Raw genomic sequence first — 17089 nt, forward strand, 5'->3', positions numbered from 1 at the left:
ACTTATTTGATTCACACTATTTAAACTTCACCCTCCGATAAGCAGAAAAATCTTTAAGTTTCAAAATTTGCCGAAATAATCGAAAAAGCTCTCTCTTTATTTTGACAGATAGGCTCATATTCTGTTTTTGTTGAAGTCGTAGCAGCTTCTCTGCATGATGGCGAACCGAACGTTCCACTTCCAAGTGGCTCGGCAAGTTATCATATTTATTATAAATATAGAAATCTTGCGCGCAAATGGCTGGCGTCATTTGATAGACTTTATATTTTCCATTTTTAACATCACAGCCAAATAAAATATGATCTACAGGCACTAACTCTGGCATATCTACAATCAACTTAAGATAATGTTTGGCTGCAGTTTTTGATAAAATATAGCCAGCCCCTCCCAAATGCATTGCTTTTAAATGATATAAGCCTCTACCACTTTTTGATAATTTTGAAAAAAATGAAAGATCAACTTCCTTATCAAAAGCCTCTAGCTTTATGATATGGATATCATCAGGAATCCATGCAAAATCTTTAAAAAAACTTTGTATATCTTCACCTAGATAAACATCATCTTCAAAAATTGCCATGTATTCGAGATTTTGATCAACAATTTTTTTCCAAAGCATAACATGGCTTAACAAGCAGGCAAGTTCACCATCCGTTAAGACACCTTTACGAGTTAAATCAATCTGGACACTGTCTGCAGCACAAGATAGGGTTTTTGGTGTAATTGCATCATAAAAATTAAAAACAACTGAGTTTTTACTAAACTCCTCCCTGATATGTTGTCTTCTTTCATGTGCTGAATCTAAACTAATAACAAAAACGCTCACCTATGGAACCATTATCCTTTAGACTATAAATCACAATTATATACAATTAAAATGTAAAATTTAAAGCTGTACACAGAACTCAGTAAGCTAATCCTGCTGCTTCTTTATGAATTTCAAGCTGGTCTTGTAAGGGGCTTCAAACAATTGAGTAAAAATTCGGTTGAATTCTCTTAACAACTTTTTCCATCCCTGTGGTTTGACCTTTTTTTTATCACGCCACTGAAGTGTAGTCTTAAATTTCTGATCCTCAGGGTTGAGTATGTAGTCTTGAATACATAGCGTTGGATTTAACTGATAAATGCCCAGTCCACCCTCGTTGATATAGTTGCGAAAAACAATTTGATCAACATGATCAAGAGTATCCTGTTGCTTTATATAATCCAGTAATGCTACAGCGCCATTGTACGTTAAAATATATCCAGCAGCGCCCAAATGTGGCTTTTTAAGTTTTCGCAACACAAAATCTTTATCATCAAAAACCTGTAGCTGATCTAAATCTAAAATCACACTTTTATAAGACTTTTCTAGCTTAACAATATCGACCTTTAACCAATTTGCATCTTTTAGAAATAACTCAGCATCATCACTTAAATGGATATCATCTTCAAAAATCGCAATCGCAGCTATTTTCTCATCAAGAACTTTTTGCCATAGAGAAACATGACTTAATAAACACGCCAGCTCATTTCTGGTTAAATCTCCTTGGTGGAGCGTGAAATTAATTTTTTTAGCCTGACTCTCAATCTGAACAGGCTCAATTGCATCGAAAAACTGAAAGGGAATACTTTGATTGCCAAACTGATTTTCAATATGAGTTCTACGATCAGATGCTGACTTTAAGCTGATGACAAAGTTTTTCACATACGTCCCTATTTAAATCCGACTGACTTTAAAAAAATTAAATTTCTTATTTGCAAAATAATCCTTTGCAGCTCAATAAGAATTTTACTCATTCCTCGTTTCTTATTATATTGCATTCGTACCAAACGCTCTTTATACAAATGACTTGCAAACTTCACACTGTCTTTTGTTGAATAAAGTGTTACATCTTGAATACATAGGGCAGGTTTCATCTGAGATACAGATAAGATTTTATCTTGAATAAGCTTTTCAAACATAAGGTGATCTAATGCAATCAGCTGATCGAGAGATTGAATATAATTGATTAACTGCTTAGCTCCATGCAAGGATAAAATATAACCTGCGGTGCCAAGATTCTTGCTTTTAAGCTCAAATAACGCTCTATCTGGAGTGCTATTAAATTCTTTAATTTTTTGGCCTAGAGCGACCTTCGGAGTGAATTCTTCAATTTTGATCAAATGCCAATTTTGCTCGATCCACAACGCATCTGTTAAAAAAACACTTACATTATCGCCCAAATAAATATCATCTTCAAAAATAGCCATATGTGGAATATTGTCGTCCACCATCTTTTTCCACAAAAACACATGACTCATGAAGCATGCCACTTCACCTTTTGTTAAAGCATACTCATCGATATTTAAACCAAGCTCTTGGGCAAATAATGCTGCTGGTTCAGGTGTCAAGGCATCAAAAAATTCAAAATCGATACCTTTCTTACTGAATTCGCTATTGATATGTACCCTGCGCTCATGTGCAGTAGATAAACTGATAACAAATTTTTTCATGGCAATAGAAACATTGGTCTTACTGCTATTCTACTTGCTTCCATGCTCCCTTTCACCCTCAATTTCTTCGAGTCTTGTTAAGAAATGTCCAACAATGAACCTTTTAAATACATTCCCTTTTCATAATAATGGCTCAAGGTTTTCCTCTCCTTCCCAGCAAGCTTGATTAGTCTCGGCATTTCTACGGGTGGTGAGTTGATCGCCATATCGATAAGAACTTTCTCTTTACTCCATTGGTGTTTTACTTGAATAAATAATGCGTTTTTATCACAGTTAATTAAGCTCATACTCGGCAAATGATCGCGCATCACCTTCTGACAAGCCACGTAAGCGACCAAATATTCCAGACGGCCAATCTCTTGGAACAAGTCTAGATAATGCGGCTCAGTCTTCTTGAGCTGTTGAAGGTAGTTTTTAGGACTCACTTCAATGGCTTTAGTAAACTCTTCAAGCCAATACTTAAAAAAAATGTTCTTTTCTTCACTTGCCAACAACCAATTCTCCAATACAGGAAAGTCATTGATGGTGGTATTTTTGGCGCGATAATAAGCAAAACTATTGGTCTGGTTTTTCGTCACCAGGCTCTGAATCCAGTCCAGGCTTTCATATACAATAATACTGGCATCCAACCAAATTCCACCATATTGATACAGCAGATCCAAACGAATCAGGTCAGCCTTTTGTTGTGGGGTGATGTGTTGAAAACGATCAAAATCAATATTACAAAAGTCCTTGAGTGTGTCTGGTGTCAAAAAATTGACTTCATAGTGTGGATTGGTTTTTTTTACTTGCTCAACACACTTTTCTATAAACCCAGAGAGAGAGCCCTCCCAATACATCCATATTTTTTTAGGAATGATTGCATTATGCACAATCGGATTTAATAAAATCAGATCTGCATCATTGTCTATGGCTTCATTTGTTCCTCTCTTTTTATTTGCATACATCGTATAAAATTTTAAGAGATAGAATATTTTTTTTAATATTTTCATAAAAGGGACTCAGTCATGCTCTTAAACTGCTTTAGCTTGTTATTTAAACCAGGCAATCTATGCAGACAATTTTCATTAAAAAATTAAATGTTTAAATGCATAAAAACGGTCACGCCACATGCGTTTCTGCTTTTTAAAAGCATGAGAAGAATCACGTTTTTCCAAATCCTTACGCTGAATACCCTGCGTTGCAACGGTACCCAAAATATCACTGTCCAATCCGGCAGGTTTTACAAAAGGGCCCCAAACACCTAAGCCTTTACCATTTTTACTGAGCCAGCCCTGAAAGAAAATATCGACAGGTACATTTATATTTTTACCACGTCTGACAAACTCTTCGGCCCCTTTACGAGACCAAAGCAAGCCGACCCCACGGATTGGAAAATAATAGGCATGCCACAAGTTATAATGCGCCATCTGAACAATATCTTTGGCAAGTTTTTTCTTTTTAGCTGCCAGATTGACCACATACCAATCTAATGCTTTATGCTGATCCAGATAATTGAGCAGCGACTCAAGATTATGTTTAAAGTTGGGCAAAACCTGAATATCATCTTCCAGCACTAGCAAATAATCAGCATCGGTTGCAAGAAATTTTTCCACACAGCCATAATGGCTCAGATAACATCCCAGCTCTGAGTTGATCAGACTACGACCTAAAATTCGTTGAGCCTCTGCATCATCGTACTGTTTGAACTCTGATAAGTCCTTACCTCGCCCATCATAGGCTGCAAAACGAGTAAATGGCCAACCCTGTTGCTGTAATTGGGCTGTTGCATTGGCGAGACGCTGATCACTGCCATCGAGATTAATCAGATAAGTTTCAACTTTCATCATTTATCCTTTGGCCGTTTCAGCCAATAAAACTTTCGGGATATAACCAGCCAATTTCTGGTTTAGGGCTGCATAAATTTCAGCAGCTGCCGCACCATTCAATTGATCCAGACTTTGCATACACCCGTATTTAATCTGTTCATTCCCCAGACTTTGCAAGAAGCGACTTAAACTGCTTTCATTTTTTAAATACGCAATTTCAAGATCAGGTTTCAGCAAGGCCTCATCTTTTTGAATTTTCAGATGATTCATCAATGAAATCGGATTGATTTGTTCTACACTGCGAAACTTATACTGAATCTGTTTTTCTAGAAACTGGGGATGGGCCAGTAAATAGTCTTGTAATATTTTTCGGTCAACTGCATGTGGATAATGATGAATTTCGAAAAACCTGTTAAATCCTAGTATATCTGCACCTAACATTTGTGCAATCATATGCTTAGGTTGTATTGGCTTGGCAAAATACTGATTTAAAAGCTGTCGATACCAAAGCTTGGCCTTGAGCGCAAAACTACTTTGCCAATGCCCGTAAATCACCATTTTCTGATCAACCAGAATATCGTCCAATTGCGCTGGTGCGTTAAAAAAGAAGTCATCATTCAAATAAAAAAAGTAATCAGACAACCCTTGAATATTCCAAATCATGCTTTCAATCGAACGCGTGTTGAAGGTCGGTAAGTATTGCTCATAACCTGCAAAGATTTCACGATGATCAACGATGCGAATTTTATCCGCCTCACAAATCCCATCCTGAACAAATTCATTAATCCACTGCGGTTGCTGACCGTCCGTCACAATATAAATGTATCGACAAAATGGAACATATTTTAAAATCGATGCAACGTTATAGTAAATTTCATGGTTGCTGGCAAAGCGGGTATCACTAATCGCATCAGAAGCTTGGGTTTTACCCTGATACTGCATGCGTTTCTGTTTTAACTTCGGATCATTACCATCCACCCAAGCAATTACCACATCAACCGGTTGCATCATTTCACTCATCAATTCACTCTTAAACGATCAGAAAGCTCGAAAATACGGCTCAGCATGTTTAATCTAGGGCCTATGATAACACCACTGTCCTGTTTACAGGCAGTCTCTTTTCGTAATGGCAGGGGGACAATAATCTCGATCATTTCATATAAATCAATATATTATAATTTTCTAAGTTTTCATAGCGATAAGGCGTTCAGCCAACAAATGATTTCTTTCCATTCAGCAGATTTATTAATCCCAACTTAAAACCTCACAATCTTTAACAAAATCAAACCTTTTTGAATTATTTTACACCTAAACTCTCCATCTTTTTATTAGACGGATTTAGGTATTTTTATTATAATTACAGGTTACTTTGACGGGATTTAATCTTTTGACTGATGATTTATAACTACTTTGAGTATCAAGCAAAAATAATTAGAACTAAATTTGTCTCAGATAAAGCGTACTTGACTAAACGGTTTATCTGCAAATTAGGTTATACCCCTGATTTTTGCTCACCAAAAAGCTTCAATGAAAAAGTTACAGCCCGAATGATTTTCGAGCGAAGTCCCTTATTCACAAAATTAGCTGACAAATGTGCAGTAAGACAACTTGTTTCAGCTAAAGTTGGTGATGCCTATTTTGTTCCACTGATTGGCGTTTATACGTGTTTTGATGAGATTAACTTCGATCAACTACCCGACCAATTTGTTTTAAAATGTACCCATGACAGTGGTAGTGCCATGATCTGTCGTGATAAAAGTAAATTTAATATCACGGCAGCCTCTACTAAAATCAAAAATCATCTCAAAATGAATATGTATTTTAGAAAACGGGAATGGCACTACAAAGATATTTGCCCTAAAGTGTTGGTTGAACAGTATGTTGAGCTCTATGTAGATCCAGTCAGCCAATCCACCATTACGACGTGTCGTGTGCATTGCTTTGAAGGTCGTCCAGAATATCTTGAAATTGATGTCCAAGATGCACAAGGCAAAGACTATTCAAACATTTATGATACACAATGGCAGTTACAGCCATTTCGGGTCGATCTTAAAGATAATTCCCCATCAGCTTTAGCTGTGCCAAAACAATTGCAGGATATTATTCAATTGTCAGAAAAACTCAGTTTAGCATATGGCTATAGCCGGATAGATTTCTTACTTTCTCAAGATCATGTGTATTTTAGTGAAATCACACTCACTCCGAATGCAGGACGTATGGTGATTACACCCGTAGAATGGGATTTTAAATTAGGGTCACTCTGGTTATCCTATTAACCCGTCCATGATGTATATCGAATCTGTTAGGTACTTATGAAAATAGCGATTGCTGGAACAGGATATGTCGGGTTGTCAAATGCAATGCTATTTGCACAACACCATGAAACTATTGCCCTGGATATCCTCCAAAGTAAAGTAGATTTACTGAACAACAAAGTATCACCGATTCAAGATCATGATATTTCAATTTTTTTAAAAGAAAAAAAGTTAAATTTCACAGCGACGACAGATAAACAACTGGCGTTTCAAGGTGCTGACTTTATTATTATTGCCACACCCACCGACTATGACCCTCAAAGCAACTACTTTAATACCCAAAGTGTGGAAAGTGTCATTCAGGATGTACTGGCAATTAATCCGAACGCGACCATGATCGTCAAATCCACCGTTCCTGTTGGTTTTACTGAACAAGTCAAACAGAAATATCAAACCCAAAACATTATTTTCTCACCCGAGTTTTTACGTGAAGGTAAAGCACTGCACGACAACCTCTACCCTTCACGAATTATCGTCGGTGAGCAATCTGAACGTGCACAACAATTTGCAGATCTATTATTAGAAGGTGCAATAAAACAAGATATTCCTGTACTTTTGACTCATTCAACCGAGGCCGAGGCAATTAAGCTGTTTGCCAATACTTATTTGGCCATGCGAGTTGCATTCTTTAATGAATTAGATACCTACGCGCAAAGTTTCGGTCTGGATACCAAACAAGTGATTGATGGGGTTTGTCTTGATCCTCGCATTGGTAATCATTATAACAACCCATCTTTTGGTTACGGCGGTTATTGTTTACCCAAGGACACCAAACAACTATTGGCCAATTATAACAATGTACCTAGCAATCTGATTAAAGCGATTGTAGATGCCAATCGAACCCGTAAAGATTTTATTGCCGATTCTGTTCTTGCCAAAAATCCAAGTACAGTCGGTATTTATCGCTTGGTGATGAAAAGCGGTTCAGACAATTATCGTGCCTCTGCGATTCAAGGCGTGATGAAGCGCTTAAAAGCCAAAGGCATTGAAATCATCATTTATGAACCGACCTTCCATGAAGATAGTTTCTTTAAGTCAAAAGTGACCCAAGATTTAAATGAGTTCAAGCAATCGTGCGATGTGATTATTGCCAATCGCCTCTCCAGTGATTTGCTCGATGTACAAGATAAAGTTTATACCCGAGATATTTTTGGAGGCGATGAATGAAAGTTCTAGTCACAGGTGCTGCTGGATTCATCGGCTTTAGTGTTGCAAAAAAACTGCTGGAACGCGGTGATGATGTGGTCGGTTTTGATAATTTTAATAATTATTATGACCCTTCTCTTAAAGAAGCACGTGCTCAGCAATTACAATTATTGGCTGAACGCCAAGATACAGGCAACTTTAGTTTAATCCGTGAAAACCTAGCCAATAAAGCCATTGTTGATCAATGTTTCCAAGATCATAGTTTTGATCGTGTAATTCATTTGGCTGCGCAGGCTGGTGTACGTTATTCACTTGAAAATCCACATAGCTATGTGGAAAGCAATCTGATTGCCTTTACCAATATTTTAGAAGCTTGTCGTTATGCTGAAACAGCGCACTTGACCTATGCCAGTACCAGTAGTGTCTATGGTGCCAATACCACTATGCCATTCAGTGAACAACACGGCGTAGATCATCCATTGCAGTTTTATGCTGCAACCAAACGCGCCAATGAACTCATGGCACATAGCTATAGTCATTTATTTAAATTGCCAACCACAGGTCTACGCTTCTTTACCGTCTACGGTCCTTGGACACGTCCAGATATGGCTCTGTTCAAGTTCACCAAAAATATTTTTGAAGGCAAACCAATTCCAGTATTCAATAACGGTAATCATACCCGTGACTTCACTTATATTGATGATATTGTTGAAGGCATCATTCGTACTAGCGACAAGATTGCAACACCTGATGAGACTTGGGACAGCAACCATCCAAATCCATCCACCAGCAATGCCCCGTTTAGAATTTTCAATATTGGGAACAACCGTACAGTCAAACTGATTGAATATATTCAGGCCATAGAAAAAGCCGCAGGTAAAGAAGCGATTTTAGATCTACTTCCTCTGCAGCCTGGTGATGTACCTGATACCTTTGCCGACAGCTCTGCACTAGAAAACTATGTGGACTATAAACCAGCGACTTCAGTGATCGATGGCGTGAAAAACTTTGTTGATTGGTACCGCCAATACCACAATATTTAACAAGACTTAAAGCAAAAAATCAGGCGAAATGCCTGATTTTTTTATTCTACCTACCCCTTCTAAGGATACGTAACGCTTGGATTACTGCCAAGACTCTTTAATCCAGTCCGATGGCAACACATAACGATACCATTTACCACCGCCACCACTGATCGCATCTGGTGGATTAATCTCGCCATGGAAAATAATGATTTTCGCACCTTTCGGTTTTACTGGCGGCTGGAAATAAGCAAAGGGAACTCGACGCAAGCAGTGATATTTATAACTCTTGCACCAATCTTTATCCCAATAGCTCAGCTTGCCTTCTTTATGCACAAACCAAGACAGATACTCTTGTTCATTACGGAACTTTTGACTAATCTGTTTAAAGTTTGCACGAAAATACGGCAAAATGTCAGGGAAAGCTCCCAGTTTAAAACGATAAACTGAACTATTACCGGTGATGCGCCAAGGACGTTTCCAGTCATGAATCACCAAGAATTCTCCTTCCGCTTGGAAGAAGCAGTCAATATTATCAATGATCACTACATCCAGATCGAGGAACAGTGCATTACCTTTTAAGCCATAAAGATCCGGTTCAAACGTTGAAAGCTTATTCCAACCACGTTCAGGACTCCCCTCAGGTAAATCCAACGATGGAATCGGGAAACATTGAATATTGGGATCAATGCCCTCTGTACGATCCGTCAGGCAGACCATCTTAAAAGGCAAAGTCAGATGACGTTTGACCATGTTATACAAACGGTTGACATACTCAGCGCCATATTTGGTTCCCCACTTCATGCATAAAATCACATTGTCTTCAGGAGTTGCCGAATTTTGTTGAATCTCTACCATCTGATAACCTTAAATGCTTGAGATATGACGGCTCACTTTGTCGAAAAAAAACAAAAGTGTTCAATCATATGCACTGAATATATGCTCATCTTAGCATAGACCCTATGACTTTTTTTATTATTAATTCGTCAATAAAAAAGCGAAGCCTAAGCTTCGCCTTCGCACATATTAAACGCTTATTTAATATACGTTAACCAGTGTGCATATTTGTCATTGCGGCCTTGTACCGCATCAAAGAAAGTCTTTTGAATCACAGTGGTAATCGGACCACGTGAACCACAACCAATTTCACGGTCATCATATTCACGAATTGGCGTCACTTCTGCAGCAGTACCGGTAAAGAATGCTTCATCTGCGATGTAGAATTCATCACGGGTAATACGGCGTTCAACCACTTCATAGCCCAAGTCTTTGGCAATGGTAATCACGGTTTGACGAGTAATCCCTTCCAATGCACCACCTGCTAAATCTGGGGTATGTAATACACCATCTTTAATCAGGAATACGTTCTCGCCTGCGCCTTGGCAAACAAAACCTTGTGGGTCAAGCAACATCGCTTCGTCATAACCTGAACGTGCCACTTCCTGATGCGCCAAGATCGACACGGTATAGTTACCACATGCTTTTGCCTTACACATGGTTACGTTTGGATGGTGATGCGTGAATGATGAAGTTTTAACACGAATACCACGCGCCATGGCTTCTTCACCCAGATATGCCCCCCATCCCCATGCAGCCACTGCAGCATGAATAGTGTTGTCTGTTGCGGCAATACCGAGTTTTTCAGAACCAATCCAGATCAGTGGACGTAAATAGCAAGAAGCCAGTTTATTTTCACGCACCACATCGATTTGTGCTTGTTCTAATGTCGCTTGATCAAATGGAACATTCATCTGATAAATTTTTGCTGAATTTAATAAGCGCTTAGTGTGATCTTGCAAACGGAAGATTGCGGTACCCTTCGGGGTTTCATAAGCTCTGACGCCTTCAAAGACACCCATGCTGTAGTGTAGTGTGTGAGTCAAGACGTGAATTTTTGCATCACGCCAATCAACTAATTTTCCATCTTGCCAAATAAAACCATCACGATCAGCCAAACTCATCGCACATACTCCATTTTCTTTTTTACACAATTATTCACTTTCCAATGCTTGCGCAGTTGGATCAATTAATCTTTGCCATAACTTGCAAACGATCTCGCGGGTATCGTGCCAATCCGCAGCATTGACTTGCATAGATTGATTTGCAAGCGCTAGACGGTGGCTCTCAGCTCGTTCACGGAGATAAGCGTGTATTAATGCTGTGGCATCTTCACTGGATAAGCAGCCTGCTTGAGCAGCATCTTCTAGAATTCTTACATTGTCGGAAAAATGGGCGAGATCTGTATTCGTCCCACTCCATGCAAGCACAACATACTGTGCCATAAATTCGATATCAACGATACCACCTGAGTCCTGTTTTAAATGAAAAATCCCATGTTTTTTTTGCTCAGAAGATGATCCCAAATGATCTTTCATCTTTTGGCGCATTTTCAGCACTTCTTCACGTACTTCATTTTCATCACGTACTTGGGTCAGGATCTGACAGCGAATCTGTTCAAATTGCGTGCATAATCCACTATCTCCCGCAATCGAACGGGCACGTACCAAGGCTTGATGCTCCCAGAGCCAGGCACTTTTTTGTTGATATTGCTCATAGGCTTTTAGACTGGTGACCAACATCCCTGCTTCACCTGAAGGTCGCAGACGGGTATCAATCTCATAGACACGCCCATCTAGTGTTTGCGTGGTCATTAAGGACATAAACTTCTGCGCAACACGAATCGCAAACTCAGCGCCACTGATACGCTTACGACCATCGGTTTCACCTTGCTCTTCAAGTGCATGGATAAACACCAAATCTAAATCGGAACCATAACCGAGTTCAATGCCACCCAATTTGCCATAAGCAATCACCGCAAAACCTTTTTTATCGAGACTGCATCGTTGCCCATCATTGCCGACTGGATAACCATGACGCTGTGCAACCGCTTCATAAGCCAAGCGTAAAGTCGCTTGTACACTCACTTCAGCAATATCCGTGAGCGCATCGGAGACTTTCATCAACGGACTTTCCGCCAACACATCACTGGCCGCAACCGTGAGTACATTGCTCTTTTTAAATAAGCGTAATACCCGCATCTGATCTTCAACTTGATCAATCTCGATGCGCAACAATTGCTGACGCAAAGAATCTTCCAGATCTTTGCGTTGTGGCAGACCAAAATCCATCGACAGGAATTCATCCAACAGCACAGGATATTGCGCCAGTTCCTCACAAATCCACGGGCTGACGGTTGCCATCTTGACCAACCGCTGCAACGCGCCACGGCTTTCCATCAACATCACCAAATACACGGTACGGCGTAACACCGACTCGATCAAAGGCATCAAGCGCAACAGTGCCACTTGCGGCTGATCCGACTGTAAAATTGCTTCGACCAAATGCGGCCAGAATTTCTTTAAGCGCTCTAAGGCACTGGCTGGAATTTTGCGTAGCGCTTGCCCATGCCAGAAGTTTTGAATCAGGTTCTTGGCATCATCATCCAGTACCGCATTGAGCTTTTGTTCAAGCTGAACAAAATCATCGACCGGCTCAGCAAACTCTTTTTCCTGAATCAACTGTTTAAACTGGACTTTGACTTTGTCACGTTTCTGATTCAATACATCCAAAAATGCAGGCCAATCGGCAAAGCCTAATGTCTCCAGCATACGTTGTCTCAGCTCGGGTTCAGTTGGAAGAGACTGGGTTTGCTGATCATTCAAGGCTTGAATCGCATGTTCGACTCGTCTTAGGAATAGATAGGCATCTTCCAGATCAATCACCGCTTGCTGATCTAGTAATTCGGCTTCACCCAAGTGATGTAGATTCACGAGACATTGACGATCTTGCAGTTCACGCTTCGATCCACCATAGATCAACTGGAATACCTGCACAATAAACTCGATTTCACGAATCCCGCCTGCACCCAGTTTAATATCCTCTTCGATATTACGGCGCATGACCTCACGTTCGATCATGGCTTTCATTTCACGCATGGCAGCAAAAGCGGAATAATCGACATAACGACGGAATACAAAAGGACGCGACATATCTAACAATTCTTCGCCCGCTTTTCCTCCTGTAATCACCCGTGCCTTAATCCATGCATAACGCTCCCATTCACGTCCATGCTGGCTGAGATACTTTTCCAAACCACTATGACTGATTGCTAAGGCTGAACCATCGCCCCAAGGACGCAAGCGCATATCAACACGGAACACAAAACCATCTGCAGTAATATGGTCGAGCAGATAAATCAGCTTCTGCCCCCACAAAATACAGAACTGCTGTACATCAATACATTTACGCCCATTGGTTTCGCCTTGTTCATCGAAGGCAAAAATCAGGTCAATATCACTGGATAAATTCAGTTCTTGCGCGCCGAGCTTGCCCATGCCAATCACAATCAGATCTTGTAACTGGCCTGAATAACCGATGGGCTCACCGTGTTTGGCTAATAAAGGTGGTAGTGCAAAGGTTTTAGCGGCACAAATACTGGCATCGGCAAAATCGGATAGCTCACGTGTCAGTGTGACGACATTGGTGAGTTGATTGGCATCTTGCCAAATCCAGCGAAACATCAGCTTGGCACGCAAGATACGTAAGGCTTTCATCCACGCCTGTTCGTCTGCGAACTCAGCCACAGCCAGTTGCACTTTTTGATGGATGGTTTCAGTCGACAGCGAGTCCAGAAATTGATCTACGGAATAGTCTTGTTCTAATTCTGCTTGGTATAAATTTAAAACTTGTTCAGCATATTGGCTTGCAACTAAGGTTCTTTGTAGCTGTTGCGCATTCATATAAAAAGGCTCGACTGATGTCAGGTCATCTTGGATTAGTTATATCAGTTACAAGCTTATCTTTAAAATCTCTTTAGACTAATTTCGCTTTGCTTTTTTGTTGATCCGTACATAAATCAACCTGTTCTCGTTCGATTGGCAACAACACTGTAAACACTGTGCCTTCGCCCTCATTGGAGCTGACATTGATTTCACCCAAATTCATTTCCACAAAGCGCTTACATAAACTTAAGCCCAGACCAGCACCCTTTTCCCCCGCTGTACCTTTATAGCTCATGGTAATCCGCGGCTGGAACAAATTTTTGATTTGCTCTGGGGTCATGCCTAAGCCCGTGTCTTTGACATAGATTTCGACATAGGTACCTTTATGTTGCGCTTGGATATAGACTTTGCCTGTACCATCAACATCGGTAAATTTCAGCGCATTGGAGACCAAGTTCTGAATCACCGAGGTGATCATATTCATATCGGCATAGACTTTAAGATTTTCATCTACTTCATTAATCAGTTGAATATTTTTCTTAATGGCCAAGGTTTTGAGAATATCAGTCACGATATTGGTAATTTGGCGCAACTTGAAGTTGATCGGGTGATAAACAAAGCGCCCACCTTCAGCCATCGACCAATTCAGTAAACTTTCTAATAAGTTATAGGTCGATTGTGAGGTATCGTAAAGATAGTCGGCAATATTCTGAATACTGGATTCGTCTAAGGTTTCACGTTCTTTGGCCAAGATTTCCGAGAAACCAAGCAAGCCATGAAATGGTGCACGTAAGTCATGGGAAATAATCGAAAAGAATTTGGTTTTACTAAAATTCAGTGCGGATTCTTGTTCGTATAATTCTTTGAGTTCATCGTGGTTAAATTTTAATTCCAGCTGTTGCATGAAATTGATGCAATGCTCTTGCAGCAGTTGTTTTTGTAATTCACTAAAGCCTTGTGCAGCTTCATCAAACAGGATGATATAACCGAGTGAAGTTTGGTCTGGATGTCTAAGATGTAGAGCGACCGCAGATTGAACTTTCTTTTTCAGGGGGGCGAGAAATGCCAGTAAAGTTGAGTATTGCGGATGACCGCTATCGACCAGATCTCCATTCACAAATAGCGTATTTAAGCTTTTGGTAATTTTTGCGGAATCAATGGCTTTGAGTTTTTCAGGACAACGATGCCACAGGTAAGGTTCTTGGTGAAATGACAACAATGCGGTACTGGCTTGCATCAGTTTTCGGTTGAACTGTAAAAATTGCTCAAGCAAGTTCTGCTCTGAAGTTAGCCCCAAAGAAAGAGAGATTTTACAAGCACTTAACTTTTCAGCTTGCTGTAGTTCTAATAATTGAATCGTCATTCCCGCCTCTCGAATATTTTCGTTATACGGTTCTTTACGTTTTATAAAAAAAATGTGAAAACTATCACTTAGTATTAACAAACTTTAACAGAAAAGGCAATTGTTGATTCAATCAATTCGCAACAAAACGTGAAATTTCATTAAATTTTAACTTAAATCTAGTCTAAAATTAACACCAGATGAGCTGTCTCTATTACTTTGTTTATTATGTCGCTGCAACTCTATTGATTATTCAAGAGCAAATTCGACTCGTTCAAATATTTTAATAACACCTACTACCATCTTAACAACAATAGCTTTTAAGCACTAAGGTCAGAATAATATTTATCGAAATAAAATTACTAATATCTTTTTCTATATTCACTGTAGTTTGACACGCTAGATTGGTTTTTAGCATCAAACTCTAATTCTTCATTATTATTCTGTTCAACATAGTTTTCATATGCCTCATAAAACTTCTCTAAAAATTTACTCGTATTTTCCATAGAGAACTTTAAATTGGGAAAAATAAATGCTAAGAAAAATGTTAAAACTCCAAAAATTAAAGGAAATATAAGATCATAAAAACTTTTAGAATTTAAAACCATATAGAAAAAAAACATTGAATAAAAAATTAAAATGCAAAAAGTAATGAAAAATAATTTCTTAGCTAGGCTTCTGCTTTTACTTATTTTCTCTTGATTTATATAGTAGATTTTGGAATTCTTCTTACTGAAATAAAATCTAAAACTCTCGATCACTCGCTCATCTAAACTCTTATTAATATTGGTATTTTTTTCGTACTTTAGGTAACCATATTTGCAACCATCCTTGAAAAGAAACATCATTTCATTGATATCTACTAAATTTCTTTCGTGAAACTCCAAAAGTAAATTAACTAAAAAAGCATCAACATTCTCACTACCAACCAATGATTGGGCTGCTGCATCATTTACATTTTTTGAATACTGCTTATTTTTGCTATTTTTAAAAAAATTTGTATCGTACTCCATACTTGCTTTAAACCTATTAGTAAGTGTTTGTTCATGCAGATTTTTATGCTCTTTTGTTTTGAAATAAAGCATTGGTATTCCAACTATTGCAGAGACAATCAATCCACTGAAAGCAATTAAATTTTTTATATCATCAGGTTGCATAAATTCTTCCTTACTATAGCCAAAAATTTAAAATTTAAAATTTAAAATTTAAAATTTAAAATTTAATGAGTAAACTAAGATTTACTCATTCACATATCTATTTATTTTTTCCAAAACTCTCAGCAAAATTTCTCACTAAGGTCAGCAAAGTTGCATGCTGTGTAGGGTCAACCCTGATCCCAAAGTTTTAACAGCTTTTTTGCATCGTCTGCAAGCAGATCAGGACGAACATGCTCTCCAGTTAATAAAAACCAAATACCCACACTCTCATGATGTAAAGCTTCCAAATCCTCTTGGTTCATGACCCTTTCACTCTTTTCATAGCGAAAAACAGCCATCGTTTTCTTATTAAACAATGCAGAGAAGTTTTTCTGAGAAAGCCCCAGTCTTGGTCGCATGTACACCATTTAGTTCAACATCTGCCTTCCATTTTTATTAGGACGTTGATAAATAGATTTGCTCGTAAATAATTGGTTATGCTTATTTTCTATCTTTAAATATCGGGTCGAAACCGGGCAGAAAGTTATACCCAATATTCCCGCAAAATACCGTAAAAAAGTATAACAGCCAGAAATGAAAAAACCCCAAGCCTTTAATACCAGCTTGTGGTCTTTGAATCTTGGTCCGAGGGTCGGAATCAAATAAACAATATAAACACATGAAAATATTAAAATTAATTATTTTAAATAATTTTCGGGTACCAATAAGGGGGCCATAAAACAAAAACACCTACCAAGAAAAACATCTAACCAATAGAACTAGAGTTAATTCTTTTCAGTTTTAACACCTTCTGGCATCTCATCAAAAAGCAACTTTGGATCAATTTCTAATGCATCAGCTATCTTAAAAATATTTGCTAGTGTTAAGTTACGCTTTCCTCTTTCTACGTCTCCATAAAAAGTACGTTGTAAATTATTTTCGTGAGCAAAGTTTTCCTGTGACAATCCTTTCTTTTCTCTATACTTACGACAATTATTACCAAAAATTGTAAAGCGAAGATCACTAGTATTATTCTTAAGCTCTTTACTCATGAAGTCTACTTTAAAAGCTAAAAAATCATGTTAAGAACAACCTCCCATATACACCACCCTCATAAAAAATACCCT

General features: G+C 38.6%; 16 protein-coding genes. 3 read left to right on the forward strand and 13 right to left on the reverse strand.

The genetic code is table 11. The features are described 5' to 3' along the window. Positions 1-16: 16 nt before the first annotated feature. The 6 genes from Aba26S_RS07185 to Aba26S_RS07210 form a co-directional block, all read right to left on the reverse strand. Positions 17-823, reverse strand: coding sequence for a glycosyltransferase family 25 protein (locus Aba26S_RS07185; protein WP_005244255.1), 807 nt, complete (start codon positions 821-823; stop codon positions 17-19). An 87-nt stretch (positions 824-910) separates the two neighbouring features. Then, on the reverse strand, positions 911-1684 hold the full coding sequence (locus tag Aba26S_RS07190; RefSeq protein WP_043971042.1) for a glycosyltransferase family 25 protein: 774 nt from the start codon (positions 1682-1684) through the stop codon (positions 911-913). 8 nt (positions 1685-1692) lie between these two features. Beyond that, positions 1693-2472, reverse strand: a complete 780-nt coding sequence (locus Aba26S_RS07195; protein WP_043971044.1) for a glycosyltransferase family 25 protein — start codon at positions 2470-2472, stop codon at positions 1693-1695. 77 nt (positions 2473-2549) lie between these two features. Further along, complete coding sequence (locus Aba26S_RS07200) at positions 2550-3464, reverse strand: glycosyltransferase family 32 protein (RefSeq protein WP_043971046.1); 915 nt, start codon at positions 3462-3464, stop codon at positions 2550-2552. 75 nt (positions 3465-3539) lie between these two features. Further along, on the reverse strand, positions 3540-4298 hold the full coding sequence (locus tag Aba26S_RS07205; protein ID WP_005244259.1) for a glycosyltransferase family 25 protein: 759 nt from the start codon (positions 4296-4298) through the stop codon (positions 3540-3542). Positions 4299-4301: 3 nt separating this feature from the next. After that, entirely contained in the window at positions 4302-5300 is a 999-nt protein-coding gene (locus tag Aba26S_RS07210; RefSeq protein ID WP_005244261.1) for a Stealth CR1 domain-containing protein, read from the reverse strand. A 374-nt stretch (positions 5301-5674) separates the two neighbouring features. Between Aba26S_RS07210 and Aba26S_RS07215 the strand changes: the two genes are divergently transcribed. Genes Aba26S_RS07215 through Aba26S_RS07225 form a run of 3 tightly spaced genes read left to right on the forward strand, consistent with a single transcriptional unit; the run spans position 5675 to position 8784 of the window. Further along, the gene (locus Aba26S_RS07215) at positions 5675-6556 is read left to right on the forward strand and encodes an ATP-grasp fold amidoligase family protein (RefSeq protein WP_005244263.1); all 882 of its coding nucleotides are present in this window, start codon (positions 5675-5677) and stop codon (positions 6554-6556) included. A gap of 36 nt (positions 6557-6592) precedes the next feature. Further along, a complete protein-coding gene (locus Aba26S_RS07220) occupies positions 6593-7762 on the forward strand; it encodes a nucleotide sugar dehydrogenase (protein WP_005244265.1) in 1170 nt (389 codons plus the stop codon). Continuing rightward, positions 7759-8784: an NAD-dependent epimerase gene (locus Aba26S_RS07225; protein WP_043971050.1), complete on the forward strand. Its 1026-nt coding sequence runs from the start codon at positions 7759-7761 to the stop codon at positions 8782-8784. Before Aba26S_RS07220 ends, Aba26S_RS07225 begins: the two co-directional genes overlap by 4 nt. 81 nt (positions 8785-8865) lie before the next feature. Here the strand turns inward: Aba26S_RS07225 and Aba26S_RS07230 are convergent, their stop codons facing one another. The 7 genes from Aba26S_RS07230 to Aba26S_RS07260 all read right to left on the reverse strand — a co-directional run bounded on the left by Aba26S_RS07230 (position 8866) and on the right by Aba26S_RS07260 (position 17014). Further along, complete coding sequence (locus Aba26S_RS07230; protein ID WP_043971052.1) at positions 8866-9621, reverse strand: hypothetical protein; 756 nt, start codon at positions 9619-9621, stop codon at positions 8866-8868. Between the two features lie 176 nt (positions 9622-9797). Continuing rightward, on the reverse strand, positions 9798-10724 hold the full coding sequence (locus Aba26S_RS07235; protein ID WP_005244271.1) for a branched-chain amino acid transaminase: 927 nt from the start codon (positions 10722-10724) through the stop codon (positions 9798-9800). Between the two features lie 30 nt (positions 10725-10754). Continuing rightward, positions 10755-13502, reverse strand: a complete 2748-nt coding sequence (gene glnE / locus Aba26S_RS07240; RefSeq protein ID WP_043971054.1) for a bifunctional [glutamate--ammonia ligase]-adenylyl-L-tyrosine phosphorylase/[glutamate--ammonia-ligase] adenylyltransferase — start codon at positions 13500-13502, stop codon at positions 10755-10757. A gap of 73 nt (positions 13503-13575) precedes the next feature. Beyond that, positions 13576-14847, reverse strand: coding sequence for a sensor histidine kinase KdpD (locus Aba26S_RS07245; protein WP_043971056.1), 1272 nt, complete (start codon positions 14845-14847; stop codon positions 13576-13578). A gap of 341 nt (positions 14848-15188) precedes the next feature. Then, positions 15189-15983 (reverse strand): hypothetical protein, encoded by a 795-nt coding sequence (locus Aba26S_RS07250; RefSeq protein WP_043971058.1) that lies wholly within the window; start codon positions 15981-15983, stop codon positions 15189-15191. A 167-nt stretch (positions 15984-16150) separates the two neighbouring features. Next, a complete protein-coding gene (locus Aba26S_RS07255; RefSeq protein WP_252322552.1) occupies positions 16151-16381 on the reverse strand; it encodes a hypothetical protein in 231 nt (76 codons plus the stop codon). Positions 16382-16747: 366 nt separating this feature from the next. Then, on the reverse strand, positions 16748-17014 hold the full coding sequence (locus Aba26S_RS07260) for a helix-turn-helix domain-containing protein (protein ID WP_005244281.1): 267 nt from the start codon (positions 17012-17014) through the stop codon (positions 16748-16750). Positions 17015-17089: the final 75 nt, after the last annotated feature.

It is taken from the genome of Acinetobacter sp. NBRC 110496 (assembly GCF_000876115.1).
Taxonomy (GTDB): Bacteria; Pseudomonadota; Gammaproteobacteria; order Pseudomonadales; family Moraxellaceae; genus Acinetobacter.